Origin of the sequence: Pseudorhizobium halotolerans, assembly GCF_902153235.2 — a bacterium.
Classification (GTDB): Bacteria; Pseudomonadota; Alphaproteobacteria; order Rhizobiales; family Rhizobiaceae; genus Neorhizobium; species Neorhizobium flavum.
This window is the reverse complement of sequence record NZ_CABFWE030000007.1, coordinates 155,865-180,033: the sequence shown is the minus strand read 5'-3', so window position 1 is coordinate 180,033 and position 24,169 is coordinate 155,865. Positions and strand designations below refer to the sequence as shown.

At 63.2% G+C, this 24,169-nt stretch carries 22 protein-coding genes and 1 tRNA gene; 10 read left to right on the top strand and 13 right to left on the bottom strand.

The features are described 5' to 3' along the window. Window positions 1-1,040: 1,040 nt before the first annotated feature. From FN060_RS13780 to FN060_RS13755, 6 genes are all read right to left on the bottom strand, one after another. Window positions 1,041-2,735, bottom strand: coding sequence for a site-specific integrase (locus FN060_RS13780; RefSeq protein ID WP_142588620.1), 1,695 nt, complete (start codon window positions 2,733-2,735; stop codon window positions 1,041-1,043). Window positions 2,736-2,832: 97 nt separating this feature from the next. Continuing rightward, window positions 2,833-2,919, bottom strand: a tRNA-Leu gene (locus FN060_RS13775). Window positions 2,920-3,020: 101 nt separating this feature from the next. Next, window positions 3,021-3,320: an Rdx family protein gene (locus FN060_RS13770; RefSeq protein ID WP_142588619.1), complete on the bottom strand. Its 300-nt coding sequence runs from the start codon at window positions 3,318-3,320 to the stop codon at window positions 3,021-3,023. Window positions 3,321-3,522: 202 nt separating this feature from the next. Continuing rightward, on the bottom strand, window positions 3,523-4,533 hold the full coding sequence (locus tag FN060_RS13765; protein ID WP_142588618.1) for a DUF3618 domain-containing protein: 1,011 nt from the start codon (window positions 4,531-4,533) through the stop codon (window positions 3,523-3,525). Next, the gene (locus FN060_RS13760; RefSeq protein WP_142588617.1) at window positions 4,533-4,949 is read right to left on the bottom strand and encodes a phage holin family protein; all 417 of its coding nucleotides are present in this window, start codon (window positions 4,947-4,949) and stop codon (window positions 4,533-4,535) included. The genes FN060_RS13765 and FN060_RS13760 overlap by 1 nt, the downstream gene beginning before the upstream one ends. Next, window positions 4,942-5,631: a nutrient deprivation-induced protein gene (locus FN060_RS13755; RefSeq protein WP_142588616.1), complete on the bottom strand. Its 690-nt coding sequence runs from the start codon at window positions 5,629-5,631 to the stop codon at window positions 4,942-4,944. Before FN060_RS13755 ends, FN060_RS13760 begins: the two co-directional genes overlap by 8 nt. Window positions 5,632-5,901: 270 nt before the next feature. Here FN060_RS13755 and FN060_RS13750 point away from each other — a divergent pair, with 270 nt between their 5' ends. Further along, window positions 5,902-6,918 (top strand): glycoside hydrolase family 25 protein, encoded by a 1,017-nt coding sequence (locus FN060_RS13750; protein WP_077547254.1) that lies wholly within the window; start codon window positions 5,902-5,904, stop codon window positions 6,916-6,918. 106 nt (window positions 6,919-7,024) lie between these two features. Continuing rightward, entirely contained in the window at window positions 7,025-7,360 is a 336-nt protein-coding gene (locus tag FN060_RS13745) for a hypothetical protein (RefSeq protein WP_142588615.1), read from the top strand. Window positions 7,361-8,380: 1,020 nt separating this feature from the next. Here the strand turns inward: FN060_RS13745 and lepA are convergent. The 3 genes from lepA to FN060_RS13730 form a co-directional block, all read right to left on the bottom strand. Next, complete coding sequence (lepA, locus tag FN060_RS13740; protein WP_077547359.1) at window positions 8,381-10,201, bottom strand: translation elongation factor 4; 1,821 nt, start codon at window positions 10,199-10,201, stop codon at window positions 8,381-8,383. A 75-nt stretch (window positions 10,202-10,276) separates the two neighbouring features. Then, a complete protein-coding gene (locus FN060_RS13735; RefSeq protein WP_142588614.1) occupies window positions 10,277-11,146 on the bottom strand; it encodes a carbon-nitrogen hydrolase family protein in 870 nt (289 codons plus the stop codon). Beyond that, window positions 11,143-11,736 (bottom strand): GNAT family N-acetyltransferase, encoded by a 594-nt coding sequence (locus tag FN060_RS13730; protein WP_142588613.1) that lies wholly within the window; start codon window positions 11,734-11,736, stop codon window positions 11,143-11,145. The genes FN060_RS13735 and FN060_RS13730 overlap by 4 nt, the downstream gene beginning before the upstream one ends. 82 nt (window positions 11,737-11,818) lie before the next feature. On the opposite strand from FN060_RS13730, the gene FN060_RS13725 reads away from it, so the two are divergent. Both FN060_RS13725 and FN060_RS13720 read left to right on the top strand, forming a co-directional pair. Continuing rightward, entirely contained in the window at window positions 11,819-12,220 is a 402-nt protein-coding gene (locus tag FN060_RS13725) for a ketosteroid isomerase-related protein (RefSeq protein WP_142588612.1), read from the top strand. A gap of 180 nt (window positions 12,221-12,400) precedes the next feature. Next, complete coding sequence (locus tag FN060_RS13720; RefSeq protein ID WP_142588611.1) at window positions 12,401-13,948, top strand: CHASE domain-containing protein; 1,548 nt, start codon at window positions 12,401-12,403, stop codon at window positions 13,946-13,948. Here FN060_RS13720 and chrA read toward each other — a convergent pair. Then, window positions 13,911-15,164, bottom strand: a complete 1,254-nt coding sequence (chrA, locus tag FN060_RS13715) for a chromate efflux transporter (RefSeq protein ID WP_142588610.1) — start codon at window positions 15,162-15,164, stop codon at window positions 13,911-13,913. The genes FN060_RS13720 and chrA overlap by 38 nt on opposite strands. A gap of 222 nt (window positions 15,165-15,386) precedes the next feature. Here chrA and FN060_RS23395 point away from each other — a divergent pair, with 222 nt between their 5' ends. The 6 genes from FN060_RS23395 to FN060_RS13690 all read left to right on the top strand — a co-directional run bounded on the left by FN060_RS23395 (window position 15,387) and on the right by FN060_RS13690 (window position 21,198). Next, window positions 15,387-15,515, top strand: a complete 129-nt coding sequence (locus FN060_RS23395) for a hypothetical protein (RefSeq protein ID WP_280514331.1) — start codon at window positions 15,387-15,389, stop codon at window positions 15,513-15,515. After that, complete coding sequence (locus FN060_RS13710) at window positions 15,508-18,105, top strand: ATP-binding protein (protein ID WP_142588609.1); 2,598 nt, start codon at window positions 15,508-15,510, stop codon at window positions 18,103-18,105. The genes FN060_RS23395 and FN060_RS13710 overlap by 8 nt, the downstream gene beginning before the upstream one ends. 118 nt (window positions 18,106-18,223) lie before the next feature. After that, window positions 18,224-19,774 (top strand): VOC family protein, encoded by a 1,551-nt coding sequence (locus FN060_RS13705; protein WP_142588608.1) that lies wholly within the window; start codon window positions 18,224-18,226, stop codon window positions 19,772-19,774. Window positions 19,775-19,816: 42 nt separating this feature from the next. Then, a complete protein-coding gene (locus tag FN060_RS13700; protein ID WP_142588607.1) occupies window positions 19,817-20,386 on the top strand; it encodes a helix-turn-helix domain-containing protein in 570 nt (189 codons plus the stop codon). Window positions 20,387-20,406: 20 nt separating this feature from the next. Continuing rightward, entirely contained in the window at window positions 20,407-20,952 is a 546-nt protein-coding gene (locus tag FN060_RS13695; RefSeq protein WP_142588606.1) for a GNAT family N-acetyltransferase, read from the top strand. A 75-nt stretch (window positions 20,953-21,027) separates the two neighbouring features. Continuing rightward, window positions 21,028-21,198: a hypothetical protein gene (locus FN060_RS13690; RefSeq protein WP_172972380.1), complete on the top strand. Its 171-nt coding sequence runs from the start codon at window positions 21,028-21,030 to the stop codon at window positions 21,196-21,198. 85 nt (window positions 21,199-21,283) lie between these two features. Here the strand turns inward: FN060_RS13690 and FN060_RS13685 are convergent, their stop codons facing one another. The 3 genes from FN060_RS13685 to FN060_RS13675 form a co-directional block, all read right to left on the bottom strand. Beyond that, window positions 21,284-21,454, bottom strand: coding sequence for a hypothetical protein (locus FN060_RS13685; RefSeq protein ID WP_156157150.1), 171 nt, complete (start codon window positions 21,452-21,454; stop codon window positions 21,284-21,286). A 146-nt stretch (window positions 21,455-21,600) separates the two neighbouring features. After that, on the bottom strand, window positions 21,601-22,704 hold the full coding sequence (locus FN060_RS13680; protein WP_052641447.1) for a TRAP transporter substrate-binding protein: 1,104 nt from the start codon (window positions 22,702-22,704) through the stop codon (window positions 21,601-21,603). Between the two features lie 149 nt (window positions 22,705-22,853). After that, window positions 22,854-23,960, bottom strand: a complete 1,107-nt coding sequence (locus tag FN060_RS13675) for a TRAP transporter substrate-binding protein (RefSeq protein WP_142588605.1) — start codon at window positions 23,958-23,960, stop codon at window positions 22,854-22,856. Window positions 23,961-24,169: the final 209 nt, after the last annotated feature.

Sequence of the window (24,169 nt, the reverse complement as noted above, 5' to 3'; positions counted from 1 at the left end):
CCCCGGTGCCTAGCCGTTGAAGGATCAGGATGATCGACGCTCTGGGCGGTTGTAACCGGCTGATGAGCGCCCAGACGAAACACCGCGTTAGAACCCACTGAGCCCAAATCGGCCCCAACCCGAATTCCGATCCGGTATATTCCTTCTTCTCGCCAGCGCTCGCCCGGCAATGACTCATGGATGATCTAGGACGTGGATCCGATTGTGTCACCTCAACGGCCTCTCCCATTGAGTTTGCCGGGGTCGAAGAGCAAAATCCGCTGAGGCAGCAATGAGCAGCAGCTGATGGTGCTCACATCCGCAAGGCAGTCGGAGGCCGATTTCTGACCGCGATCTCGAAAGGATTTACTCGCCGGTCGCACGTGCTCTATGGCCAGCGGCGCCGCGTACCAAATGGGCTCGTGCATTTATAACGTCAGTTGGAAGAACTACGGGACCATAGAGATGGCTTCGCGGCATTGGCAGTCATGGGCCCGCCTTTGAGAGGAGCAACGTGGGTGAAGCAACTCGACCAAGCACGAGGCCGTCTGAGATCTTTGAGCCAGCCCGCAAGATTGTTTTCTTGAATGGCGGTCGAACCCGGAGCGATTGGTATTTGGTTCGTCAGCGCGGCGAACTGGAAGGCCCACCTACGTTGGTAGGTGGTAACGCCTGTCTATTTCATTGACAGACGCGCCAGGGGTTTCTGGCCACCAAACAGCGACACCAGAACCGTAAATTCCCAGATTGTCCGGCACGGCAAGAACGTCTGCAGCAGGAAAAATCCGGCGATGAATTTGCAGGGTCCCCACCAGCCCCAATCTGCAGATAAGCAAGCTGACTTCCGCTATCGTGTAAGTGAAGACTTACCTTTGCCCGAGGCGGCCTAACGTGCCGAATAGTGAAGGGAGGTGCTCTCAAGACCACGACAGTCTGCGCCTTCGCTTGCCCCCAACCTTACACACCGCCGCTATCCAGCGTGCAGTCGCAGTAACAAGGCCAATACCACGCAAAGAGAGTGGTGGTTGAGAAGTCGCCGGTTGGAGCCTAGCGAGATCCGATCACCTCGGTGGTAACTTTATCTTCTCCAGCGCTGCCACCATCACTGGGATGCCGATGTGTCGGTAGACCGCTGACGAGCTACCGTCGCTATGGCCCTGGATCGCATCGGCGACACTGTCCGAAACGCCCACTCTGGCTGCTTCAGTCTTGAACCAATGCCGAAGAGCATGGTTGGGGGCCTTGCGAGAGTCGCGGAAGCCGCAGCTACGGATCCAGACCCCGAGGCGATTGGAGACGCCTTTCGAGGCGTGCTTGCGCTTGGGATCACCTGAGGATCGGGAATAGAAGAGAGGGCCGCTCCCTCGCGAGGCAACAAACTCCAGGAAGCCCGCCTCGATCAGGGCAGGGTGTATGGGGACGGTACGCTCGCTTGACTCGTTCTTGATGCTGCCGGCGTCGCTTGCCGGCTGTATTTTCAGAACTGCGTAGCCCTCTTCCTCGGTGACATGCGAGCCGTGCAACTGAGCGACCTCGCCAATGCGAGAGCCGGTGGCTGCCGCAAGCCAGGGTAGCCAGCGCTTCCACGGCTCCTTTGCCTCTGTGGCGAGAGCGAGCAGTTTTGCTACTTCATCGTTGGTATAGCCTAGCATGCGAGTGCCGGCCTTTGCCTTGCGAATGACCTTGATCCCTTCGGTGGGATCCGTCGCCATCGTCTGGTTGGCGATAGCGAACCGGAACAGGGCGCGTGCGCAGCCGAGATAGCCACGGGAGATTGTTGCCGCCGCCTTCTTGTCCCGTACGAGCTTGTCCTTCCATGCGACGATGTCAGCCGCGACAACGGTGCGGATGTCATTCGCCTTGGGTCCGAGAAAGGATTTCAGGTCGCGAACGATTCCGCGCCAGCTGGAGAGGGTGCTGGCGCTTGGGTTCGTCTCCCTTTCCCATTTCTCGAAGATTGCGTCGATCGATACGGGATTGCCTTCTAGGGGGAGCGGAGACGGGGGTGGGTTCGAGGTCTTGGCAACATCAGAAACCGGAGCCGGGCTCAATGGAGCAACTTGATCTGCCGCTATCGGGTCGCCGCCAAGAATGGCTTCGATGGTTGAAAGCTCGGTGTCCAGTAGCAGCCGAGCCAAACTCACCGCAGATCTGTCATTCAACCCGGCAAGACGCTCTTGGGCAGCGATCACAAACTCTTCGACGTCGCCGGTTGCCCGCATCCGCTTCAGATTTCGGACGCGCTCTTTCAGTCGAAACTGATTCAAGAAGCCGATGATCTTGTCGAGGTCGCCTTCCGCGACGAGATGATCGAAATAGGTATAGGCGTCGGCTTCGCCGTGACCGAAATGGGCAGGGGTCGGGAGTGCCATGAGTTCCCCCGACCAGAGGCGCCGAGGCTCCCGGGTTGCCTCGGCATAGAAGGCCGCTCGCTGCTCGAACTCACGATCGCGAATGGTGAGAGCATGTTGCGAGACGATTCTCGGGAAGGTGGCGCGTAGAGCGTCCTGATCGGCTGCTGGGGTCGCCTCGTTGGCCCCGTTCGCCCCTTGGCTCTTCGAGCGCAATTCCTCGAACTGCTCTTCGGCTTCCACAGTCTTGCGGGCCAGGCGGGTCTTCGCGGTTTTGAGGTCTTTCGTGCGCAAGGAAGTCACCACCAGCTGCCGGCCATAGACCGGCACGATATCCTTGGGGATCCATAAGCGGAAGTAGAAGGTGCCATTTCGCACCATGAGCCGGTCTGGCAGCATTTTCATCGCTTCGTGGGCCTCGACTATAACAATGACTGTTACAGCTGGGACCTCAATCGAGCGATCCAAAGTATCTGAACAAAATCAAATACTTAGTGGGAAATGGTGCCCAGAAGAGGACTCGAACCTCCACACCCTTGCGAGTACCAGCACCTGAAGCTGGCGCGTCTACCAATTCCGCCATCTGGGCGACGGAGAGCGATGTACGGGGGCGGCCGTCTGCTGTCAACTGGCTTTTTGAAGTTTCCATGTCGGGATTGCAAAAACAGTCGCAGGACCTTCGCCCGCAACCTAGGAGGCATCGCCCGGTGGCGTTTGCCGGTCCAGATGCCCCAGGTCCCGCTCCGGCTCAATCACGTCGCGAACCCTTTGCTTGAGCTCCTTCGGACCCGGAAATCCACCGTCACGCTTGCGTTCCCAAAGGAGGTCACCGTCGATCCGGATCTCGAAATTGCCGCCGGTTCCGGGAATGAGCGCCACTTCTCCGAGACTGTCGGAAAAGGTCTGCAGCAGTTCCTGCGCCATCCATCCAGCCCGCAACAGCCAGTTGCATTGGGTGCAGTAGAGGATGGTGACGCGCGGCTTGTCCATGGCTCTTCCTTCGACGGGTTCTGGGAGTCGAGCGACTATGGACTGAACGCGAGCGGAATTCCATTCTGAGGGAAGGGCAAGTGTAGCGAGGACTTGCCATTCCTCGTCTGGAACATGGCACGAGGCAACGTGCGTGAACCTCTGGTCCAACAAAAAAAGGCTCCCGCACGAATACGGGAGCCTTGAAACGAAGACTATCAGGTCAGTGGGGGCGGGTGTCTCCGCGCGCCGCGCCATTGCCCTGCTGCATGCCGCGGGCTTCCTCGGCTATTCGGTCTCTAGCTGCATCATGGACATCCGATGCGACGGCCGTGGCCTTGCCGTAGATGTCCGATGCGACGGCCTCGGCCTTGTCCACCGCATCGGCGGCCTTCGTGGACATCTGCTTACGCACGCCCTCGGCCATCTCGCCCATTGCCTCGTCCTCGCGGCGCGTGTTCGGCAGGGCCGCACCGATGGCCGCGCCGAGCGCAAAAGCCAATGCCCCGCCGATCAGTGGCTGGTCGCGGAAATGCCGCGCGATGCTGTCGTTCAGATCGCCGGCATAATCGCGGACCGAGCCACCCGCCGACATCGCACCGTCACCCATGGACCGCGCACCGCGCATCATGGAGTGACCGGCTTTTCCAGCGGTAGAACTCATCCGTCTCCAGGTCTTCGAAGCCCAGCCGGAAGCCTCGTCGAAGAGGCGGCCAGTTTCGTCTCGGATGTCATGGACCTGACGCCCGGTCGCATCTGCAAAGCCGCGATAGGTCTTGCCCGCCTCGTCCATGAAGTGGCCGGCACGTCGACCGGTTTCATCGGTCAAAGCCCGGAACCGGCTACCTCCCTCGTCGGTGAAGTGGCTGTAACGGCTCTCCCCCTGCGTCTGCACGGGACCGACGCGGCGGACATGGCCGGTGACGGGCGCCAGCGGATATTCCACTTCATCGTCCTCATGGGCAGAGGTCCGGCTGTTGCCTGGATTGGCCATCAGCCAGGCCATGCTCACACCCATCAATGCAACGGGGATGGGATTGGTCTTCATGGCACTGCCGAGATTGGCGACGTATTCGCCGCCGCCGCTCGACTTGGCATAGGCCAACGCTTCGTCCAGAAGCTGGCCCGGCGACATCTTCGCCTGGATCGCATCCATGCGTTCCTCGATCCGGCGACGGTCCTGTTCGATCTCGCGCTCGAGCTGTTCAGCCCGCATTGTATCGGTCGTGGACATCAGACACGCTCCTTTATCATCTGGGCATCCCGGCGAATGGACGTCGAGGTGCGGTCGAGCTTCAGGTTCTCACCGCGCAGAGTCGAGAGGCCGCGGTGGATCATACCCCAAGCGAGGAGGGCCACGATGACGCCGACGATGACTGACGCGAGGCCATCTGCTCCTGGTTCCGTCATTCCCCGCGCGACGAAGAACGCGGCGAGGCCATTGACGAGGGCCGCGAGAAGAACGCCGACGGCAGCGATGGCGAATACGAGCCCTGCGGCAAATGCCTCAACCCCCGTAAGGGCGTGGGACATCTTCTCCGAGGCTTCGGTCTTGGCGAGCGTGATTTCCTTGCGGAAGAGACCGGTGATGTCGGACACCAGTCCGCTGACCAGTTCCGAAAGGGGACGATTGTCCATTTGGTTAGCCATTGTAGCTTCCCTCCGAATTGTAGCCCGTCGCATAGCCGGTGCCGGTGGCGGGGCTGACGGGTGAGGTTGACGTGGTGGCCGTGCTGCTGCCGGCCCGGCTGATCCCTTCGCTCCGCCCGGCGATTTGTCCGCCGCGATCGGCTGATGCGGTCAGGAAACGGCTGGCGGCGAAGCCTGCCAGGGCCGCAATGCCGAGAAAGGCGGCCGGCTGTCTGCGGCCGAAATCTTCAGCCATGGCTGCGACCTCGCCGAGATCCTTGCCCTTCATGTCATCGGCAAAGCGTTGCATGCTGGCACCAATCTGCTTGGCGTAGCGGCCGACCTCGCGCTGGTCGCCCTGCTCGAGCTCGCCCCCGACGCGCTCGATGGCGCTGGCGATGCCGCTGACTCGGCTCGCCGCAAAATCCTTCTGCTCGCCGGCAGCTTCGCGGGCCTGTTGCCCCACCCGGCTGACCTGTTCCTGGGCGCCGGCCTTCACCGCCTGCCAGTCTTCAGCGGCCTTTTCCTTCAGGCTGCCTCCTGCGTCCTTGGCCGCGGAGGAAACTGCCGAGGCGGCATGGGACGCTGTCCCCTCTTGCCCCGACGGCTTGCTGGCGGAAGGGTCGCGAGCAGGATTGCTTGCGGTTGGATAGGTAGAGCCAGGCTGAAAGCCGGCTCCTGGATTCGTGTCTCGTTCGGTCATTGAACTCTCCCAAAATCTGGAACGGGATAGGCATGACGACATCAAGTGATGCGATCTGTGGAGGAACCGGGATCGCGGCCTAAAGTTCCCAGAATTGCCGCAATTCGCTACCGCCTCGCCGAGGGGAGGCTACCGTTTGGCGCCATCATGGTCGTGCTCGTTAAGAATGGATTCAATCTTTGGCGGTAATCTTCCGTTAGCTTTTTCCGTGCGCGCGTCCCGGCGTCGTGTGCGGCTGCCTTCGATCCCTGTTTTGCGTACGTGGGTGCCATGCGTCGTTCCGCCATCTCCGCCATTGCCATGATTGCCTTCGCCCTGTCGGGCTGCACGTCGAGCTCGGGTCCCGAGGCTCTCGTCGCCGGTCTGCCTTCAAGGGAGGTGACGAGTTCCGTTAAACCCGCGGCGCCGGTTCCCGCAGCGGTCGTGGGAGAGGCGAAGCCGCTCGCCTGGGCGGAGGATGAGACCGGCAGTGCGCCGCTGGCGGCCATGACTACGACCGTCGGCATGCCGACCCCCTCGTCGCGCCCGCTGGGGATGCTTCTGCCGGATAATCCTGCCGGCGCAGGCCCCGTCACGCGTTCGCGGGTCTACAGCCAGCGCTTCAGCGACGCCAAGCCGATCAATTTCGGCAAGGTCCAGCCGCAGCATTACGCCGTGCACGGCGTCGACGTCTCCCGCTGGCAGGGCGAGATCGACTGGCCCAAGCTCAGGACGCAGGGCGCGAACTTCGCCTACATCAAGGCCACGGACGGCGGCGACCATCTCGACCCCATGTTCAAGACCAACTGGCAGCGGGCCAAGGAGGCCGGCATCCGCCGCGGCGCCTACCACTTCTTCTACTGGTGCCGGCGCGCAAGCGAGCAGGCCGACTGGTTCATCCGTAACGTGCCGCGTGATCCCGACGCCCTGCCGCCGGTGATCGACGTCGAGTGGAACGGCGACTCGGCTTGCAAGCGTCGCCCCTCGCGCGCCGACGTCCTGGAAAAGATGCAGGTCTTCATGGACAAGCTGGAGCGGCACTACGGCCAGCGGCCTGTGATCTACACGGCTCCGGATTTCTACAAGGACAACCTCGTCGGCGCCTTCGAGAACTATCCCTTCTGGCTGCGCGCCGTCGCCCAGCACCCGTCCAAGGTCTATCCGGGCCGCAAGTTCGTCTTCTGGCAATATTCCGGCTCAGGCCTCTCGCAGGGCGTGAACGGCAAGATCGACCTCAACGTCTTCAACGGCTCCGTCGAGGGCTGGCACAACTGGGTCGAGGCAAGGACGATGACCGCCCGAAACTGACGGATCCGCTTGCTCTTCCATGGGTTCCGGAGACGCATCGAATCTTTGACGGAACAAATTTCCGTGAGTCTCCGTTCTTCTGCCAGGTTAAACGGAGGAAGAACCCATGACCTATGATCCGAATGACACTCGTCCGGACCTGCGTGACCGTCGCCCGGACCTCGTGAATAACAACGTCGACGCCCGCCGCAGCTCGTCCTGGGTGCCGTGGGTGGCCGTTCTGGCCGTCCTGCTGATCGGCGCCTTCATCTGGGGCAATATGGGTGGCGAGCCCGGTACCGACCCGGCGACGACCTCCTCGACGACGAATTCGGAAGCCATGGACAGCGCTCCGGCTCCGGTCGCTCCGGCACCGGGCGGTGGCGCAACCGACGCTGCCCCGGCCGCACCCGCCGACCCGGCAACACCGCCCGCTGCAGGTGGCGCCACGAACGGCGGCTAATCTGTCCCACATCATCTTCCCGAGCCGCTCGCCATCCTTGGCGGGCGGTTTTTCTTTGGGGCGACAAAGGTATGCCACCTCGGCACTCTTGGTGAGGGGTTCCCTTGTCCTCGGGTCACGCCCGAGGATGACGAGCGGACGGATTCCTCCCGTGGCGATCCACGGGTCTCACTACGTTCGCCCGAGGATGACGAGAAGACACACTTCCCCCTTGGCGTTCTTCAAAATTTTCTGTCGGACGGGGCGCTGAAAGCTGCCTCGTAAAGTTAGTTTATGTGGCACCTCTCAGCGCCCCGTTCGGCGGTTTCTGCCCGCGACTCCGGTCTCTCTGCAAGGGTCGAATGGGGAGGTGTTTGACCGCCGGTTTCCCGGGTTCCGAGGCTCCTTGCCCCGGCATCTCGTCGGACCTGGAGGTCCGGCGACATCCTCTCCATCGACCCCCTTGTGTGCCGCACAGGCACGCCCGGCGCGCTCTTTCGGGCATCAGAAGCAGGTGGCCGGTCCGAAACCATCCCGCTTCCCCCGTCTCGCCGGAGGGAGACCATTTTCCGCGGACCCCGATGATGAAGGTTCACGTCGTCCCCTCACCACCAGCGCCGGCCCCGCCTCGCCAGGACGCCTCCTGGTGTATCCGCAGCGGGACGGGGATAGTGTAGGTATGGGTTTGGGGGGAGGGGATGAAGGAGGACGAGAATTCGTGCAAGATGTTGATGTTGTTGATGGGGCTGCGTGAAAACGTCCCCCTCTTCGCCTCCGGTGCGCCCCCCTCACCAACAAAATCTACGACTTAGCTGAAGCTAAGATCGTGATTTTGTAACCTCTCCCACAAGGGGAGAGGGAGAGTGTCGAGGGTGCGGCCCCGTCTCCTCTCCCCCTGTGGGAGAGGATGTCAATTTCAGCATCTTAGCGTCAGCTAAGTGCTAGAAATTGCAGGTGAGGGGGCTGCAGTGTGCGCAATCTACAGGTCCAAGAGCCCCCGTTGCCGAGGATTGATGCAACCGCGGAACGGATCTCGCCTCCTCACTCATCCCCCATCTTCAGCGCCGCAATGAACGCTTCCTGCGGGATTTCGACCTTGCCGAACTGGCGCATGCGCTTTTTGCCTTCCTTCTGCTTGTCGAGAAGCTTGCGCTTGCGCGTGGCATCGCCGCCGTAGCACTTGGCGGTCACGTCCTTGCGGAGCGCCCGCACGGTTTCGCGGGCGATCACCTTGCCGCCGATCGCGGCCTGGATCGGGATCTGGAACATGTGCGGCGGGATGAGTTCCTTCAGCTTTTCGCACATGCCGCGGCCGCGGCGATCGGCGGCGGAACGGTGGACGAGCATGGAAAGCGCGTCGACGGGATCGCCGTTGACGAGGATCGACATCTTCACGAGGTCGCCGGCGCGGTAGTCGATGATGTTGTAGTCGAAGGAGGCATAACCCTTGGAGATCGACTTCAGCCGGTCGTAGAAATCGAAGACCACTTCGTTGAGCGGCAGCTCGTAGGTGATCATCGCCCGGTTGCCGACATAGGTAAGCTCGGTCTGGATGCCGCGCCGGTCCTGGCAGAGCTTCAGGATGCCACCGAGATATTCGTCGGGCGTCATGATCGTCGCCTTGATCCACGGCTCGCGGATCTCGTCGATCTTGACGACGTCCGGCATGTCGGCCGGGTTGTGCAGTTCCTTCTCGGTGCCGTCGGTCAGCGTCATCTGGTAGACGACGGACGGGGCGGTCGCGACGAGATCGAGGTTGAACTCGCGCTCCAGCCGCTCCTGGATGATTTCGAGGTGCAGCAGGCCGAGGAAGCCGCAGCGGAAGCCGAAGCCAAGCGCGGCCGAGCTTTCCATCTCGAAGGAGAAGCTCGCATCGTTGAGGCGAAGCTTGCCCATGGCCGAGCGAAGGTCCTCGAAGTCGGCGGCATCGACCGGGAAGAGGCCGCAGAAGACGACCGGCTGGGCGGGCTTGAAGCCCGGCAGCGCGGAAGCCGTCGGCTTCTTGTCGTCGGTGATCGTGTCGCCGACGCGGGTATCGGCCACTTCCTTGATCGAGGCGGTGATGACGCCGATCTCGCCGGGGCCGAGGGAGTCCATCTGCAGCATCTTCGGGGTGAGCACGCCGACGCGCTCGACGCCATAGCGGGCGCCGGTGCCCATCATGCGGATCTGCTGGCCCTTGGTCAGCACGCCGTCGATGACGCGCACGAGGACCATGACGCCGAGATAGGTGTCGTACCAGCTATCGACGAGGAGGGCCTTGAGCGGCGCCTTCTCGCCACCCTCGCTCTTCGGCGGCGGCAGCTTGTGCACGATCGCTTCGAGCACGTCCGGAATGCCGAGGCCGGTCTTGGCGGAGATCATCACGGCGTCGGAGGCGTCGATGCCGATCACCTCCTCGATCTGCTCCTTGATGCGGTCGGGCTCCGCCGCCGGCAGGTCGATCTTGTTGAGGACGGTGACGAGCTCGTGGTCGTTGTCGATCGCCTGGTAGACATTGGCAAGCGTCTGGGCTTCGACCCCTTGCGAGGCGTCGACCACCAGCAGCGAGCCCTCGCAGGCCGAGAGCGACCGGGATACTTCGTAGGCGAAGTCGACATGGCCGGGGGTGTCGATCAGGTTCAGGACATAGGTCTCGCCGTCCTTGGCCTTGTAGTGCAGGCGCACCGTCTGCGCCTTGATGGTGATGCCGCGCTCGCGCTCGATATCCATGGAATCGAGGACCTGTTCCGACATCTCGCGTTCGGCAAGGCCGCCGCAGGTCTGGATCAGCCGGTCGGCAAGGGTGGACTTGCCGTGGTCGATATGCGCGACGATGGAGAAGTTGCGGATGTGGTCGAGGGGCGTGCGATCGGTGCTCATGGCTCGCGCATATAGCAGCGGTCAAAGGCGACGCATAGCCGGTAGTCACCGGCATTTGCGACAAATGCGCTGCTTTCAGCGTGCGAACTGCTCCGGCCAGTCGCGGCGGGTGGCGACCTGGCCTTCGGTGCGCAGCCGCGCGACATCCGCAAGATCGACCTCGACGATGAGCCATGACGTTTGCTCCACGGTGTCGGACGGGCTTTCCGCGACGATGCCGGAAGGCGGCATGCCGTAGTCGGAGGGAACGTATAGGGCAGCGCGGCCGCGGTTCTCGTCCATCGCAGGGGACCAGGGCGCGGTGCCGGCGGTGGGGGAGGAGAGGACGGCATACTGGTTTTCCAGCGCCCGCGCCTGGGCGCCGATCCGCACCCGGTAGCTGCCGGCCAGCGTGTCGGTGCAGGATGGGGCGAGCACCAGGTCCACGCCAAGATCGGCCAGCTTCCGGCCCAGCATCGGGAACTCGTTATCGTAGCAGATCAGGATGCCGAGCGTACCGAGGTCGGTCTCCAAAGCCTTGAGACCATCGATCCCGGCGGCAATCCCCCATTGCTCGCGCTCGAAGCGCGTCATGATCTGCTTGTCCTGATGGCCGATCAGCCCGTCCGGGCCGAACAGCCAGGCGCGGTTGCGATACTGCCCGTCAGGATCGAGGACAGGGGCCGAGCCCGGCTGGAAGACGATCCGGTGCTTGCGCGCAAGCGCCTCGCACAGCTCCAGCCAGCGCGGGATCAGCGGCTGGATGCCGGCGATCGACCCGTGCAGATCGGAGCGGGTCGCCTCGTCCAGCTGGCCCGCCAGCACCAGACCTGCATATTCCGGCATCAGCAGCAGTTCCGCACCCTGGGCCGTAGCCTCTTCCACAAGATGGGTGAGGTGGCGGAGATAGTCGTTCCAGCCCTCGATCAGCTCGATGGCATACTGGCAGGCGGCGAGCTTCATCATGCGGCAAGGTCCTTGATCCAAAAGGAGAGCGGCTTCGGGCTTTCGCTCGTGTCGTCGAGGTCACGCCAGGTGAAGGAGGTGCGGAGCTCGGGGTGATGGCGGTAGCCGCGCTTCTGCCAGAAGGCGTCGAGCGGCACGTAGTCCGTCGGGCGGCGCGGGTGGTCTGACGGACGCTCGACGGCACAGAAGGTCGTGTGGCGGAGGCCGAGGCGGCGCGCCTGTGCTTCCCGCTCGGCGAAGAAGGTGACCCCGATGCCGCGGCCCCGATAGGCGGGCAGGAGAACGCTTTCGCCGAAGTAGAAATAGTCCGCGGGGTCCCGTCCGGCCGCGAGGAAGGGCGCCTTCACCTCGTCCGTCTCGGCGGTCATCGGCGTGCCGGTGGAGGCGCCGACGACCGTGCCGTCGTCGATCGCCAGGACGAAGATCGACCCTCGCGAGCGGGCGTAGGTGGCGAGGTAGCGCTCCTCATAGGCGAGGTCGCCATCATAGAGATAGGGGAAGTCGCGGAAGACGGCGATGCGCAACCGCGCGACATCGGGAAACCGGGCGGCAGCCTCGGCGCCGGAAAAGGTTTTGATTTCGAGTGTCATAGATTATGTTCAGCCGGTTGCGATGTCGTTATACCGTCGCCTTCCAACCATTCCAACCCTCTGCCAGACCCCGGGGACACGCATGACCGCTACCGAGATCGTCCGCGCCTATTACGATGCCTTCAACGCGCAGGATATGGAGCGCTTCCTGGCGCTGCTGACCGACGACGTGGTTCACGACATCAACCAGGGCGAACGGCAGGTGGGTAAGGCCGCCTTCGCCAAGTTCATGGATCACATGAACCGCTGCTACCGCGAGCGGCTGACGGACATGGTGGTGATGGCGAGCGATGACGGCCGGCGCGCCGCGGCGGAATTCATCGTCAACGGGGAGTATCTGGCGACCGACGAGGGCCTGCCGGAGGCGAGCGGCCAGACTTACCGACTTCCCGCCGGCGCCTTCTTCGAGATCCGCGACGGCAAGGTCGCGCGGGTTACCAACTACTACAACCTCAACGACTGGATTGCGCAGGTCGGGGCGTGAGCGCGCTTGATTCGCCATCCTTTCGCCACCAGGGTCAATCTGCAGCCGTAATCCTGCGGGATAGGGCGTGGGCAGGACGATCCGTTCAGCGGACGCCGACAGGGGCGCAGGGTAAAAGGACAGGGGACGCTGAGTAGGCAAACGGGACAACGAATAGGTCCGCTTATCGCGGGCGCCGCCGTGCTGCTCCTGGCGCTCGGGACCGCGGGCGTGATGGAGCGCATGCGCGCCCAGCAGAACCTCCACGACCTCGGAATGCTCGCCGAGCGGATCGAGGGGCGGATTGCGGCGCAGACTTCTCTCCTGTCCTTCCTGCGCTCATTCCTGGTCGCCAATGACTACAGGGTGGATGTTGCCGATATCCGCCATTTCCTCAATCTTGGTCAGGAGAACGATCTGACCGGCGGCATGCAGGGCATCGGCATCGCGCTCTTCCAGCCGACGGAGAACACGGCGGCTGCGCTGGACATCCTGCGGTCTTCCTATGGGGGCGACCAGCGCATCTGGCCGGAGACGGACCAGCCCTACCGTTTTCCGATCGTGCTCCTGGAACCGCCCGACGACCGCAACCGTGCGGCCTATGGCTACGACATGTATTCGGAGCCGATCCGGCGTGAGGCGATGGAGCGGGCCTGGCGCACGGGCAAGGCAGCGGCGACTGCGCCGGTCGAACTGGTGCAGGAGATCACCCAGCAGAAGCAGGCCGGCTTCCTCATCTACCTGCCGGTCCTCTCGCCGGACGGGCAGTCCATCCACAGCATGGTCTATGCTCCCTATCGGATCGGCGATCTCATGGAGACGGCGTTATCGGTGCCGACCGACCTTGGGGTCGAGGCCCGGCTCGTCGATGCCAAGAACGGAACGGTCATGCTGGAGCCGGAACAGCCCGTGGCCTGGCAAGGGAGGTTCCCGATCATGGTCGCCGACCGGGAGTGGGTCATCCACCTTGCCTTCCGAGATCCGGGCAGCCTTTTTTCTCGTCCTTCCATCATCACCCTGCTGGTGGGTGGGCTCGTCGCCGTCCTGCTTCAGCGCCTCCTGCAGCAGCGCGAGCAGCGCATTGCGGCAGAGCGCGAGGTGGCTCGCGAGGCGCGCCTTGCTGCGGAGCAGCGCGGGCTACTCCTCGACGAGAGCAAGCATCGGCTCAAGAACTCGATTGCCCGAATAGCGGGGATAGCGAGGCTGGCTGCGCGCGAGGCGACGAGCAAGGAGGAGTTCCTGTCGGCGCTCGAGCGACAGCTCCAGGCGCTGGCCGCGGCGCAGGATCTTCTCAATCCCACGCTCGGGGGCGGGGTCGACATGGAGGCCCTTCTGAAAGCCGAGCTCGCCTCGGTGGGCGGAAGCACCGATGCGGTTACCTTCGACGGACCACCGCTGACGCTCGATTCGAACCAGGCGCAGGCCTTGGGATTGGTGCTGCATGAACTTCTGACCAATGCGCTGAAATATGGCGCGCTCGGCCATGCCGGCGGGTCTCTCGACGTGCGCTGGACGACGGCCTCCGGCGCCAGGCTGGAGTGGGTGGAGCGCAGCGACAGCATCGTCGATCTCGAAGCAAGCGGCTTCGGCACGCGGCTGATCGAGACGCTGGTGAAGCGTCAGCTGGGCGGAACCCTCTCCCGCACGGTCGAGGAGGGACGCTACAGGCTGGTCATCGAATGGCCGCTGAAGCAGGTTGGCGTAGACCCCGTCACGCCAGGGCAATCCCGGCACCGCCCAAGGCCATGACCAGGACAACGATCCAGGGCGGCGCCCGCCAGACCACCAGCAGCAGGAAGCCGGCAAGCGCGAGCGCAAAGTCGTAAGGGCTGAGGATGGCACTGGTCCAGACCGGGTTGTAGAGGGCCGAGCCGAGGATGCCGACAACGGCGGCATTGGCGCCCCGCATCGCTGCCTGTGCAAATGGCCGTTTGCGGAAGCGGTCCCAGAAGGGCAAAACACCCACGAGCAGCAGGAGGCCCGGCGTAAATATCGCAAGCAGCGCGATCACGGCGCCCGCTATGCCATTCGGCCCTGGCCCCATGACGGCCCCGAGATAGGCAGCAAAGGTGAAAAGCGGACCGGGCACCGCCTGGGCTGCGCCATAGCCGGCAAGGAAGGCGTCATTCGTCACCCAGCCCGGAGCCACGACTTCGGCCTGGAGCAGGGGCAACACCACGTGGCCGCCGCCGAAAACCAGTGCTCCGGCCCGGAAGAAGGCATCTGCAAGCGACAGACCCGGCGCCTCCAACACGACGGCAAGGATCGGCAGCCCGAACAGCAGGAGGGAGAAGACCAGCAGACAGATCATGCCGACGCGGCGCGTTACCCTGAAGGTAAGGTGACCGGACTCCACCGCCGGCCCCTGGCGGCACAGGATGAGACCAGCCAGCGCGCCGACAAGGATTGCTGCGACCTGCCCTGCCGAACCTGCAGCCACCACGACGATGATGACGGCCGCCAGCGCGATACCTGCGCGCGGCCTGTCGGGTGTGAGGCTCCTTGCCATGCCCCACACCGCCTGCGCCACCACCGCGACGGCAACCACCTTGAGCCCATGCAGCAAGCCCGTGGCGACCGGACCGTCGAGGGCGGTGGCGGCGAATGCGAAGATCACGAGCAGTGCTGCCGAGGGAAGGGTGAAGGCTGTCCAGGCGGCCAATGCCCCAAGCGGCCCGCCACGCAGAAGCCCGAGTGCAAATCCTACCTGGCTGGATGCCGGGCCCGGGAGGAACTGGCAGAGGGCCACCAGATCGGCGTATCCGGCTTCCGTTATCCACCTGCGGCGCACAACGAGCTCGTCCCGGAAATAGCCGAGATGCGCGATCGGACCGCCGAAGGAGGTAAGGCCGAGCTTCAGGAAAGTCCCAAACACTTCCGAGGGTGTTCCACGCTCAACTGTCGCAGTGGCTGGCTCGGAAGGAGGCGATGCGGTGGATTGCGTCAATGGGCGGGTCCTTCGCATGACGTGGCTGGCGCGAGAAGAAATGGCAGTTCGAGCGGTAATGCTACGGCAAACTGATGACAAGCGGGCGATCATGGTGGCCGCGATCATCCTGGCATGATCAGGCAAGGACTTGCACTGGAGCGCGTGGGTCAAACTCGAGAGCGCTCGTACACTCCTCCTGCCCCGGGGTGCGCGCCAAGCGCCCCGCTTTCAGGGACCCGGAGGAGACAAAATGGCTAGATGGCGCCGCCAATTAGCGTCTTCTGCGGCACTTCACTTCGCGACATCGAGCCCTACTTCTGCTCCTCAGCGGATCAGGGGGCCCATGGCAAGCAGCATATTCCCATCATCGACAGGCTTGATGGCTGACAAGATCAGGTCTTTTGCGTGGGAAAGGACGCCGCTCGGACCGATCGAGTCCTGGTCGCCTGCCCTCAAGATTTCAGTCGAAGCAGTCGTTGCGTCGAAGTTTCCGCAGTGCCTGTTCTGGGGCCCGGATCTGATCGCGATCTACAATGACGAATTCCTGCCGATACTCGGTGCCAAGGAAGAAGCCTTGGGCCAGCCTCTTCGGGTGACATGGAGCGAGACCTGGGAGGCGCTGAGGCCGATCGCAGAGGATGCGCTAGCGGGCATAGCGGGCTACCACGAAGACTTCCAGCTGCAGACCACGCGCCACGGCCACACGGAAACGGCCTACTTCACCTTCTGCTACGCCCCGGTTCGTGACGAGAACGGCACCGTGCTCGGTATGCTGGACACGGCCATCGAGACGACGGATGCGGTCCACGGTCGAAGGAGCCTCATTTCCGAACGCGAGCGCTATCGTCAGATGTTCGAGAATGCTCCGGGCTTCATGGCGATGCTGAGCGTACCGGATTTTCGCATCGAGTATGCCAATCCCGCCTATATGCGGCTTATCGGCGACCGCGACGTCATCGGCAGGAAAGTCATCGACGCGCTTCCCGAGGCGATTTCGCAAGGGTATCTCGATATTCTGCAGGAGATCCTGCAGTCCGGAAAGGCCTATGCGGCCGCGGGAAAGCTCTTTTCCTTCATGCCTCCTGCTGCAGCCCAGGCACAGGATCGATATCTGGACTTCGTCTACCAGCCCATCCGGAGCCCGGGAGGCGAAATCACCAACATCTTCGTGTCGGGCTCCGATGTCACCGAGAGAACACTAGGCGAAGAGACGCTGAGACGCTCAGAGGCACGGCTGCGATTCCTGGACGATCTGGCAAAGGAGACGGGCAAGGGCGCCGACGCCGACACCATTCTGGCAGTCACGACAAGAATGGTGGGCGAGTACCTGAGGCTGTCCAACTGCGCTTATGCCGACATGGACGACGATGAAGATGGATTTACCATACGCGGCGACTGGGCCGCGGAGGGCTCACCTTCCATCGTCGGTCATTACAGCCTCGCCGCCTTTGGAAGGCTTGCGGTTTCCAACCTGACCCGAGGCCTGCCCCTCATCGTCAACGATAATCAAAAGGAACTCGCGCCGGAAGAGGCCAAGACGTTCCAGGATATCGGCATCGCTGCCACGATCTGCATGCCCCTCCTGCGTGGCGGAAAGCTCACCGCATTGATGGCGATCCACGACAAGGTGCCGCATACCTGGTCGGCCGAGGAGCTTGCGCTCATACGGGAGGTCACCGAACGGTCCTGGGCCCACATCCAGCGTGTGAGGGCGGAGGCGGAACTGCGGAGCACGGCCGAGGCGCTTGCTGCACTCAACGCGTCGCTTGAAGCCCGTGTGGAAGAACGGACCGCTGCTCTGGTCCAGGCTGAGGAAGCACTTCGCCACTCCCAGAAGATGGAAGCGGTGGGGCAGCTCACCGGCGGCCTAGCCCATGACTTCAACAACATCCTCGCCGGGATCGGTGGCAGCTTAGAGCTGATGAACACACGTCTATCCCAGGGCAGGATCGCGGATGTGGACCGTTATCTGCACGGGGCGCAGTCTGCGGTGAAGCGGGCCGCGGGATTGACGCAGCGCCTCCTTGCCTTTTCCCGGCGTCAGACGCTTGATCCGAAGCCATTAGACCTCAATCGGCTGGTGGCGGGGATGCACGACTTGATCGCGCGGAGCGTCGGTCCGTCTGTCGCAGTCGAAGCCGTCGCGGCCGGAGGGCTCTGGACAACCTTTGCTGACGTCGGCCAGCTCGAGAATGCCCTCCTTAACCTCTGTATCAATGCGCGCGACGCGATGCCGGACGGTGGAAAGGTCACCATAGAAACCGCCAACCGCTGGATGGATGAACGCGCCGCTCGCGAACGTGGGCTGGCGCCGGGGCAATATGTGTCATTGTGCGTGAGCGATACCGGGACAGGCATGTCGTCCGAAACGATCGCACGCGCTTTTGACCCCTTCTTCACCACGAAGCCGACCGGCCAGGGCACCGGACTTGGGCTCTCGATGGTCTACGGGTTCGCGGGGCAGTCGGACGGATCCGCTCGCATCTATTCCGAGGTCGGTCAGGGGACCATGGTGTGCCTTTACCTGCCGCGCTACGCCGCCGAAGCGCCTGATGAGGAGGAATTCGAGCGTGAGCCCGAGGCGCCGCGGGCATCGGGCAGCCAGACTATCCTGGTGGTCGATGACGAGCCTCTTGTGCGTATGGTTGCGGTCGAAATCCTGACGGAGCTGGGATACGACGTCCTGGAGGCGGACGACGGGCCATCGGCGATGAAACTGCTCCAATCGCATCGGGATATCTGCCTGTTGCTGACCGATGTGGGCCTGCCAAACGGCATGAACGGTCGCCAGCTTGCTGATGCCGCCAGGCTGGGCCAGCCGGACCTGAAGGTTCTCTTCATAACGGGCTACGCTGAAAACGCCGTTCTGAACCACGGCCATCTGGAACGCGGCATGCAGGTCATGACGAAGCCGTTTTCCGGCGAGGCGCTCGCGAGGCGGGTGAACGACATCATCAAGGGCGAACACGGCGGTTGAACCCGTAACCGTCAAAGGCCGCAACAGGACATCAGCAGCCTTTCATGCCAAACCGATTCATCCTATCCCGCCGCCGCGGGAGCAATTACGGTGCCGTTATCGCAACCGGAACCCGCTCATGTCTGCCTTGTCCTTCGCCACCGGAATCCATCATGTCACGCTGATTACCCGGCGGGTGCAGGACAATGTCGATTTCTATGTCGGCTTCCTGGGGCTCCACCTGGTGAAGCGCACCGGCGGCTTCGAGGATGCCGAGCAACTGCATCTGTTCTACGGCAATGCAGAGGCAGAGCCGGGCACGCTCGTCACCTTCCTCGTCTGGGAAGACGGCGCGCCGGGGCGGGTCGGCAATGGGCAGGTTTCCGAGATCGCCTTCTCCGTGCCGCAGAACACGATCGGCGAATGGCTGACGAGGGCGATCACCCACCGGGTGCCGGTGGAAGGCCCGTTGCACGAATTCGGCGAGACGGTGTTGCGGTTGAAGGATCCAGACGGGATCATCGTCAAGCTCGTGGCGAACGGGCCTCCGATGCCTGACATGCCGGCGGACGGCCTGGCGGTGCAGCGCCTGCGTGCCGTCACCTTGCTGACCGAGACGCCGGAGGAGACGGCGGCATTCCTCGGCCGCTTCGGATATCGCCCGGGGCCCGCCTCCGGCACGCTGCAGAGGATGCTTTCCGACACCGATGCGGTCGACGTGCGGGACGCCAGTGGCTATGTGCCGGGGGTTCCCGGAACCGGGACGGCGGATCATGTCGCCTTCCGCGCCGCCGACCTTGCGGCCGTCGAACGGGCCGAGGCGGAGCTTTCCAGGCGCAACGCCTCCCCGACCACGCTCCACGACCGGAAGTACTTTACTTCGCTTTACGTCCGCGAACCGGGTGGAACGCTGATCGAGTTCGCGACCGACGGTCCTGGTTTTGCGATTGACGAGGAGCCAGGTCATCTCGGCGAGACGCTCTTCGTGCCGCCGCACGACCTTGAGCGGGCGGAAGACCTGAAGGTGCTGCTGCCACAGTTCTCCCTGCCGGGCGAGCCGCGCATGCCGCGCCGTGACCTCCCCTTCGTCCACCGCTTCTTCGTGCCGGAGACGCCGGGAGATGAGACACTGGTGCTGCTGCATGGCAGCGGTGGCAACGAGGCAGCGCTGATGCCGCTTGCGCATCGGGTCGCGCCGCAGGCAACGCTTCTCGGCGTACGGGGCCGCGCGGCGGAGGAGGGTTTTCCACGCTGGTTCCGGCGCCTGCCGGCGGGTCGCTTCGACCAGCAGGACATCCGCAGCGAAGCCGAGGCCTTCGCCGCCTTCGTTGAAGGCGGCATGGATGGTTACCGGCTTGATCCGGAGCAACTGGTCTTCCTCGGCCAGTCCAACGGCGCCAACTTCCTGGCGGCGGTCATGGGGCTCCATCCGGGACTTGTGCGCCGCGCCATCCTGCTGCGGCCCATGCTGGTTCTCGAAGAGCCGCCGGTTGTCGATCTCACCGGGGCGGACGTGCTGATGGTAAGTGGCAGGCTGGATATTGCTGCACCGTCGGCGCGCCAACTGGAGGCCTGGCTGAGGGCCTGTGGGGCGCGGCTGACCAGCCACGTGATCGACGTTGGCCATCCGCTCACCGACCAGGATCCGTCATTAGTCAGGGAATGGCTGGAGAGCCAGCGCCAGATATGAAACACAGTTGACTCCATTATAAGAGACGTCCATTCTTTCATAATGGAAAGCGTTCCAATCGATCGATCAATCGCCGAGCGTGTGCGGACCCTGCGGGCAGAGCAGGGGCTGACCCTGGACGAACTCGCGGAACGCTCCGGTGTCAGCCGGGCAATGATCTCCCGTGTCGAAAGGGCAGAGGCAAGCCCGACGGCAGCGCTGCTGGCGCGGCTGTGCGAAGCGCTGGGAGTGACTCTGTCCGGCTTCTTTGCCGAGGTGACGGATGTCTCGTCGCCGCTCAGTCGGCGGCAGGAGCAACGGCTCTGGCGCGACCCGCATACGGGTTACCTGCGACGATCGGTTTCCCCGCCGGGCATGCCGAACCGGGTGGACATCGTGGAGGTGGAGTTTCCGCCGGGCGCCCGGGTGAGTTTTCCGCCGCGCGCCGAGAGCCGCTCGATGACCCAGCATGTCTGGCTGCTGGAGGGGGAGTTGCAGATGACGATCGGCGAGACGGTGCACCATCTGCAGCCGGGCGACTGTCTGTTCATGGATCTCGGCGACGCCTTCGACTTCCACAATCCCGGTCAAAGTCCGGCAAGATATGCGGTCATCCTCGACCGCGGACGGTGAGGAAAGAGAGGAAGGACACGATGGCGACGATCCACATCGCCGACGCTGATGCAGCACGCGCAGCCATACCAGCACTTTGCGAGGTTCTCGCCGACTGCATCAATGGCGGTGCCTCTCTGGGCTTCATGCTTCCCTTCACGCCCGAGGATGCGACGGGGTACTGGGGGCAGGTCGCCGAGGAGGTCGAGGTGGGTCGGACGATCCTGGCACTCGCGGAGCTGGAGGGCAGGGTGGTCGGCACGGTGCAGGTCGGACTGGCGACCAAACCGAACCAGCCGCATCGCGGCGACCTGATGAAGCTGCTCGTGCACCGTTCAGCCCGCGGCCACGGCCTATCGCGCCCGCTGATGGACGCGGTGGAGGCCGAGGCGGCGCGACGCGGCCGCACACTGCTGGTATTGGATACGGCCACCGGCAGCGAGGCGGAACGCATCTACCCACGTTTCGGTTGGGAGCGGGTAGGCATGATACCGGAATATGCGATGTGGCCGGATGGCGGGTTCTGCGACACCACCTTGTTCTACAAGCGGATTGGTAGCTATGCGTTGCCGGGTGCGTCGTCCTGACGCCCTGAATAAAGGAACATCGAGCTTTGACCGTGGTTGAGTCTGGGTCACCAACTCAAAAGACGGAGACGAAGCATGACGAAGAGTGACGTGAAGGAAGCCATCAAGCGCGCCGAGAAGCAGGTTGAGAACACCAGTGCCGGCGGACATCTGGGTGGGACCTATTACGGTCAGGAGCCGGACGGCAAGACAGCGTCCAGCAATTCCAATGTCGGGCGCAACCGCCCGAATACGGGCGCTGCCTAGGCAGCCCAATCCAAGAGTTTCGGGCCCCGCCATGTGCGGGGCTCCTCTATTTGGGGAATGTCACGGGGTATCGGAGCGGGAGGTTTTAGCGGACCACGGCAGCGTTCAGGTCCTTGGCGAGATAGACGCGCGGCGCGGATGGGCCATCGTCCATCGTTGCCGCGACGAAGCTGCCGCCGGCAATGACGAGGAGCATGAAAAGGACAGCGGTGCCGAGGCCGCCCTTGGCCTGGCGCGGGGGGTGGTGGTATGCCATGAAGTCTCTCCGGTGTGGTATGCACAGAACGGATGAGGGGGCTTGGCGTTCCCACGAATGTGGCCGAAAAGTAGCGTTACCTAATAATAAAAAAGCCCCGCACTTGGCGGGGCTTCGGGTTCTGCGCCGAGGGGGCTGCCTGAGGCCTACAGCGCACCATTGCGTTGCTGGATCATCATGAAGGTGTCGAAGCTGTACTCCGCCACCTGAGCCCAGAGGTAGGCGTCCTTCTTGAAGGCCAATTGGCTGTCATAGAGCTTCTTGAAGTCGGGGCTCTTTTCCGAAAGCTCCGCATAGGTCTCCATGGCCGCCTTGTAGCAGGCTTCCATCACCTCCTGGCTGAAGGGCTTGAGGATGGCGCCTTCGGCGACCAGTTGCTTGAGGGCCGTCGCATTCTGCGCGTCGTAATTGGCCAGCATCTTGTTGTTGGCGGAGGCACAGGCATTGGCGAGGATCTGCTGATAGCTCTTCGGCAGGCCGTTCCACTTGTCCAGGTTGAAGAAGGCATGCATGGCCGGGCCGCCTTCCCACCAGGCGGGATAGTAGTAGTACTTGGCGACCTTGTGGAAGCCGAGCTTCTGGTCGTCATACGGTCCGACGAATTCCGTTGCGTCGATCGTACCCTTCTCCAGAGCCGGATAAACGTCGCCGGCCGCGATCTGCTGCGGCGTGACGCCCACCTTAGTCATGATCTGCCCGGCAAGGCCGGCGATCCGCATCTTTAGGCCCTTGAGGTCGTCGATCGTATTGATTTCCTTGCGGAACCAGCCGCCCATCTGGGTGCCGCTGTTGCCCGCGGGCAGCGCGTAGAGGTTTCGCGGAGCCAGGAACTCGTTGATCATGTCCGTACCGCCCGTCTCGAACCACGCATTGGTCATGCGCGCATTCAGCCCGAACGGTATGGCAGTGCCGAGCGCGAAGGCCGGATCCTGGCCGATGTAGTAGTAGGAGCAGGTATGGGCCATCTCCACCGTGCCATTGGCAACGGCATCGGCGGCCTGGAGGCCCGGGACGATCTCGCCGGCAGCGAAAACCTGGATGGTGAACCGGCCATCGGTCGCGTTCTTGACGCTGTCGGCGATCTCGTTGGCGGCGCCGAAGATGATGTCGAGGTTCTTCGGGAATGACGAGGTGAGCCGCCAGGTGATCTGCGGCTGCTCCTGGGCGATGGCAGGGGCGGCAAGCGTGGCGGCCGTTGCGGCGCCCGCGCCGGCCGTTGCGGCCTGTCTCAAGAATCTTCTGCGGTCCATGGGTGTTCTCCTGGTGACGAATGATGGCCGGTTCGCCGGCTAGTTAAGGCTCAGGATCCGGCGGCCGCAAGCGGGATCCGGTGTCGCGGCCATCCCGTCGCTGCTGGAAGGTGGGAGAGCCCTGGAGCGGGCTCTCCCCTCGCATGGTGTCAGAGCGTGCCGTTGCGCTGCTGGATCATCATGAAGGTGTCGTAGCTGTATTCGGCAATCTGCGCCCAGAGATAGGCGTCCTTCTTGAACGCCTGCTGGCTGTCGTAGATCTTCTTGAAGGCCGGGTTGCTCGCCGAGATCTCGGCATAGGTTTCCTGCGCCGCCTTGTAGCTGGCGTCCAGGATTTCCTGGCTGAAGGGTCGCAGGATCGCGCCGGCAGCCACCAATTCCTTCAGCGCAACCGGGTTGCGGGCATCGTAGCGCTCCAGCATACTGGCGCTGCCGGCAGCGCAGGCATCCTGCAGGATACGCTTGTAGTTGTCCGGCAGGCTGTTCCACTTTTCAAGATTGACGAACGCGTGGACGGCCGGGCCGCCTTCCCACCACGCCGGATAGTAGTAGTACTTGGCGACCTTCTGGAAGCCGAGCTTCTGGTCGTCATACGGTCCAACGAACTCCGTGGCGTCGATCGTGCCCTTCTCGAGTGCGGCATAGACATCGCCGCCGGCGATCTGCTGCGGCGTGACGCCTACCTTGCTCATGACCTGGCCGGTGAGGCCGGCAATGCGCATCTTAAGGCCCTTGAGGTCTTCGATCGTGTTGATTTCCTTCCGGAACCAGCCGCCCATCTGGGCGCCGGTGTTGCCGAGCAAGATGGAGTGGATGTTGTAGCCAGACAGGAACTCGTTGAGCAGTTCATTGCCGCCGGCCTGGTTGAACCAGGCATTGGTCTGGCGTGCGTTGAGGCCGAACGGGACCGCGGTACCGAGCGCAAAGGTCGGATCCTTGCCGACATAATAGTAGGCGCAGGTATGGGCCATTTCGACCGTGCCGGAACTGACGGCATCTGCCGCCTGCAGCGCCGGGACGATTTCGCCGCCCGCAAAGTGCTGGATCACGAAATTGCCATTCGATGCTTCGCGAACGTGCTCCGCGACGATTTCCGCCGCACCGAAAAGGATGTCGAGGCCCTTGGTGAAGGACGATGTCATCCGCCACGTGATCTTGGGATTTTCCTGGGCGATCGCGGGGGTGGCAAGTGTAGCCGCCGAGCCGGCGAGGATGCCGGCTGTGCCGGCCTGACGGATGAAGTTTCTGCGGTTCATGGGAGCATGCCTTTCTGAATAGAGCGCGGCCGAGGCCGCAGCTTTCGACCTTGTACGGCGATCATTTCCCGAACGGCAAGCCCGACAGGTCGATAATTGCGTAAAGCCGGGTCACCAAATCGCGATTGTTGCGTCGGCGCCTCCTGTTCTTGCTGCGCCCTGAGGTTGAACCTCTTATCGAAATGTCTTAGATTAGAATAATTCTAAAA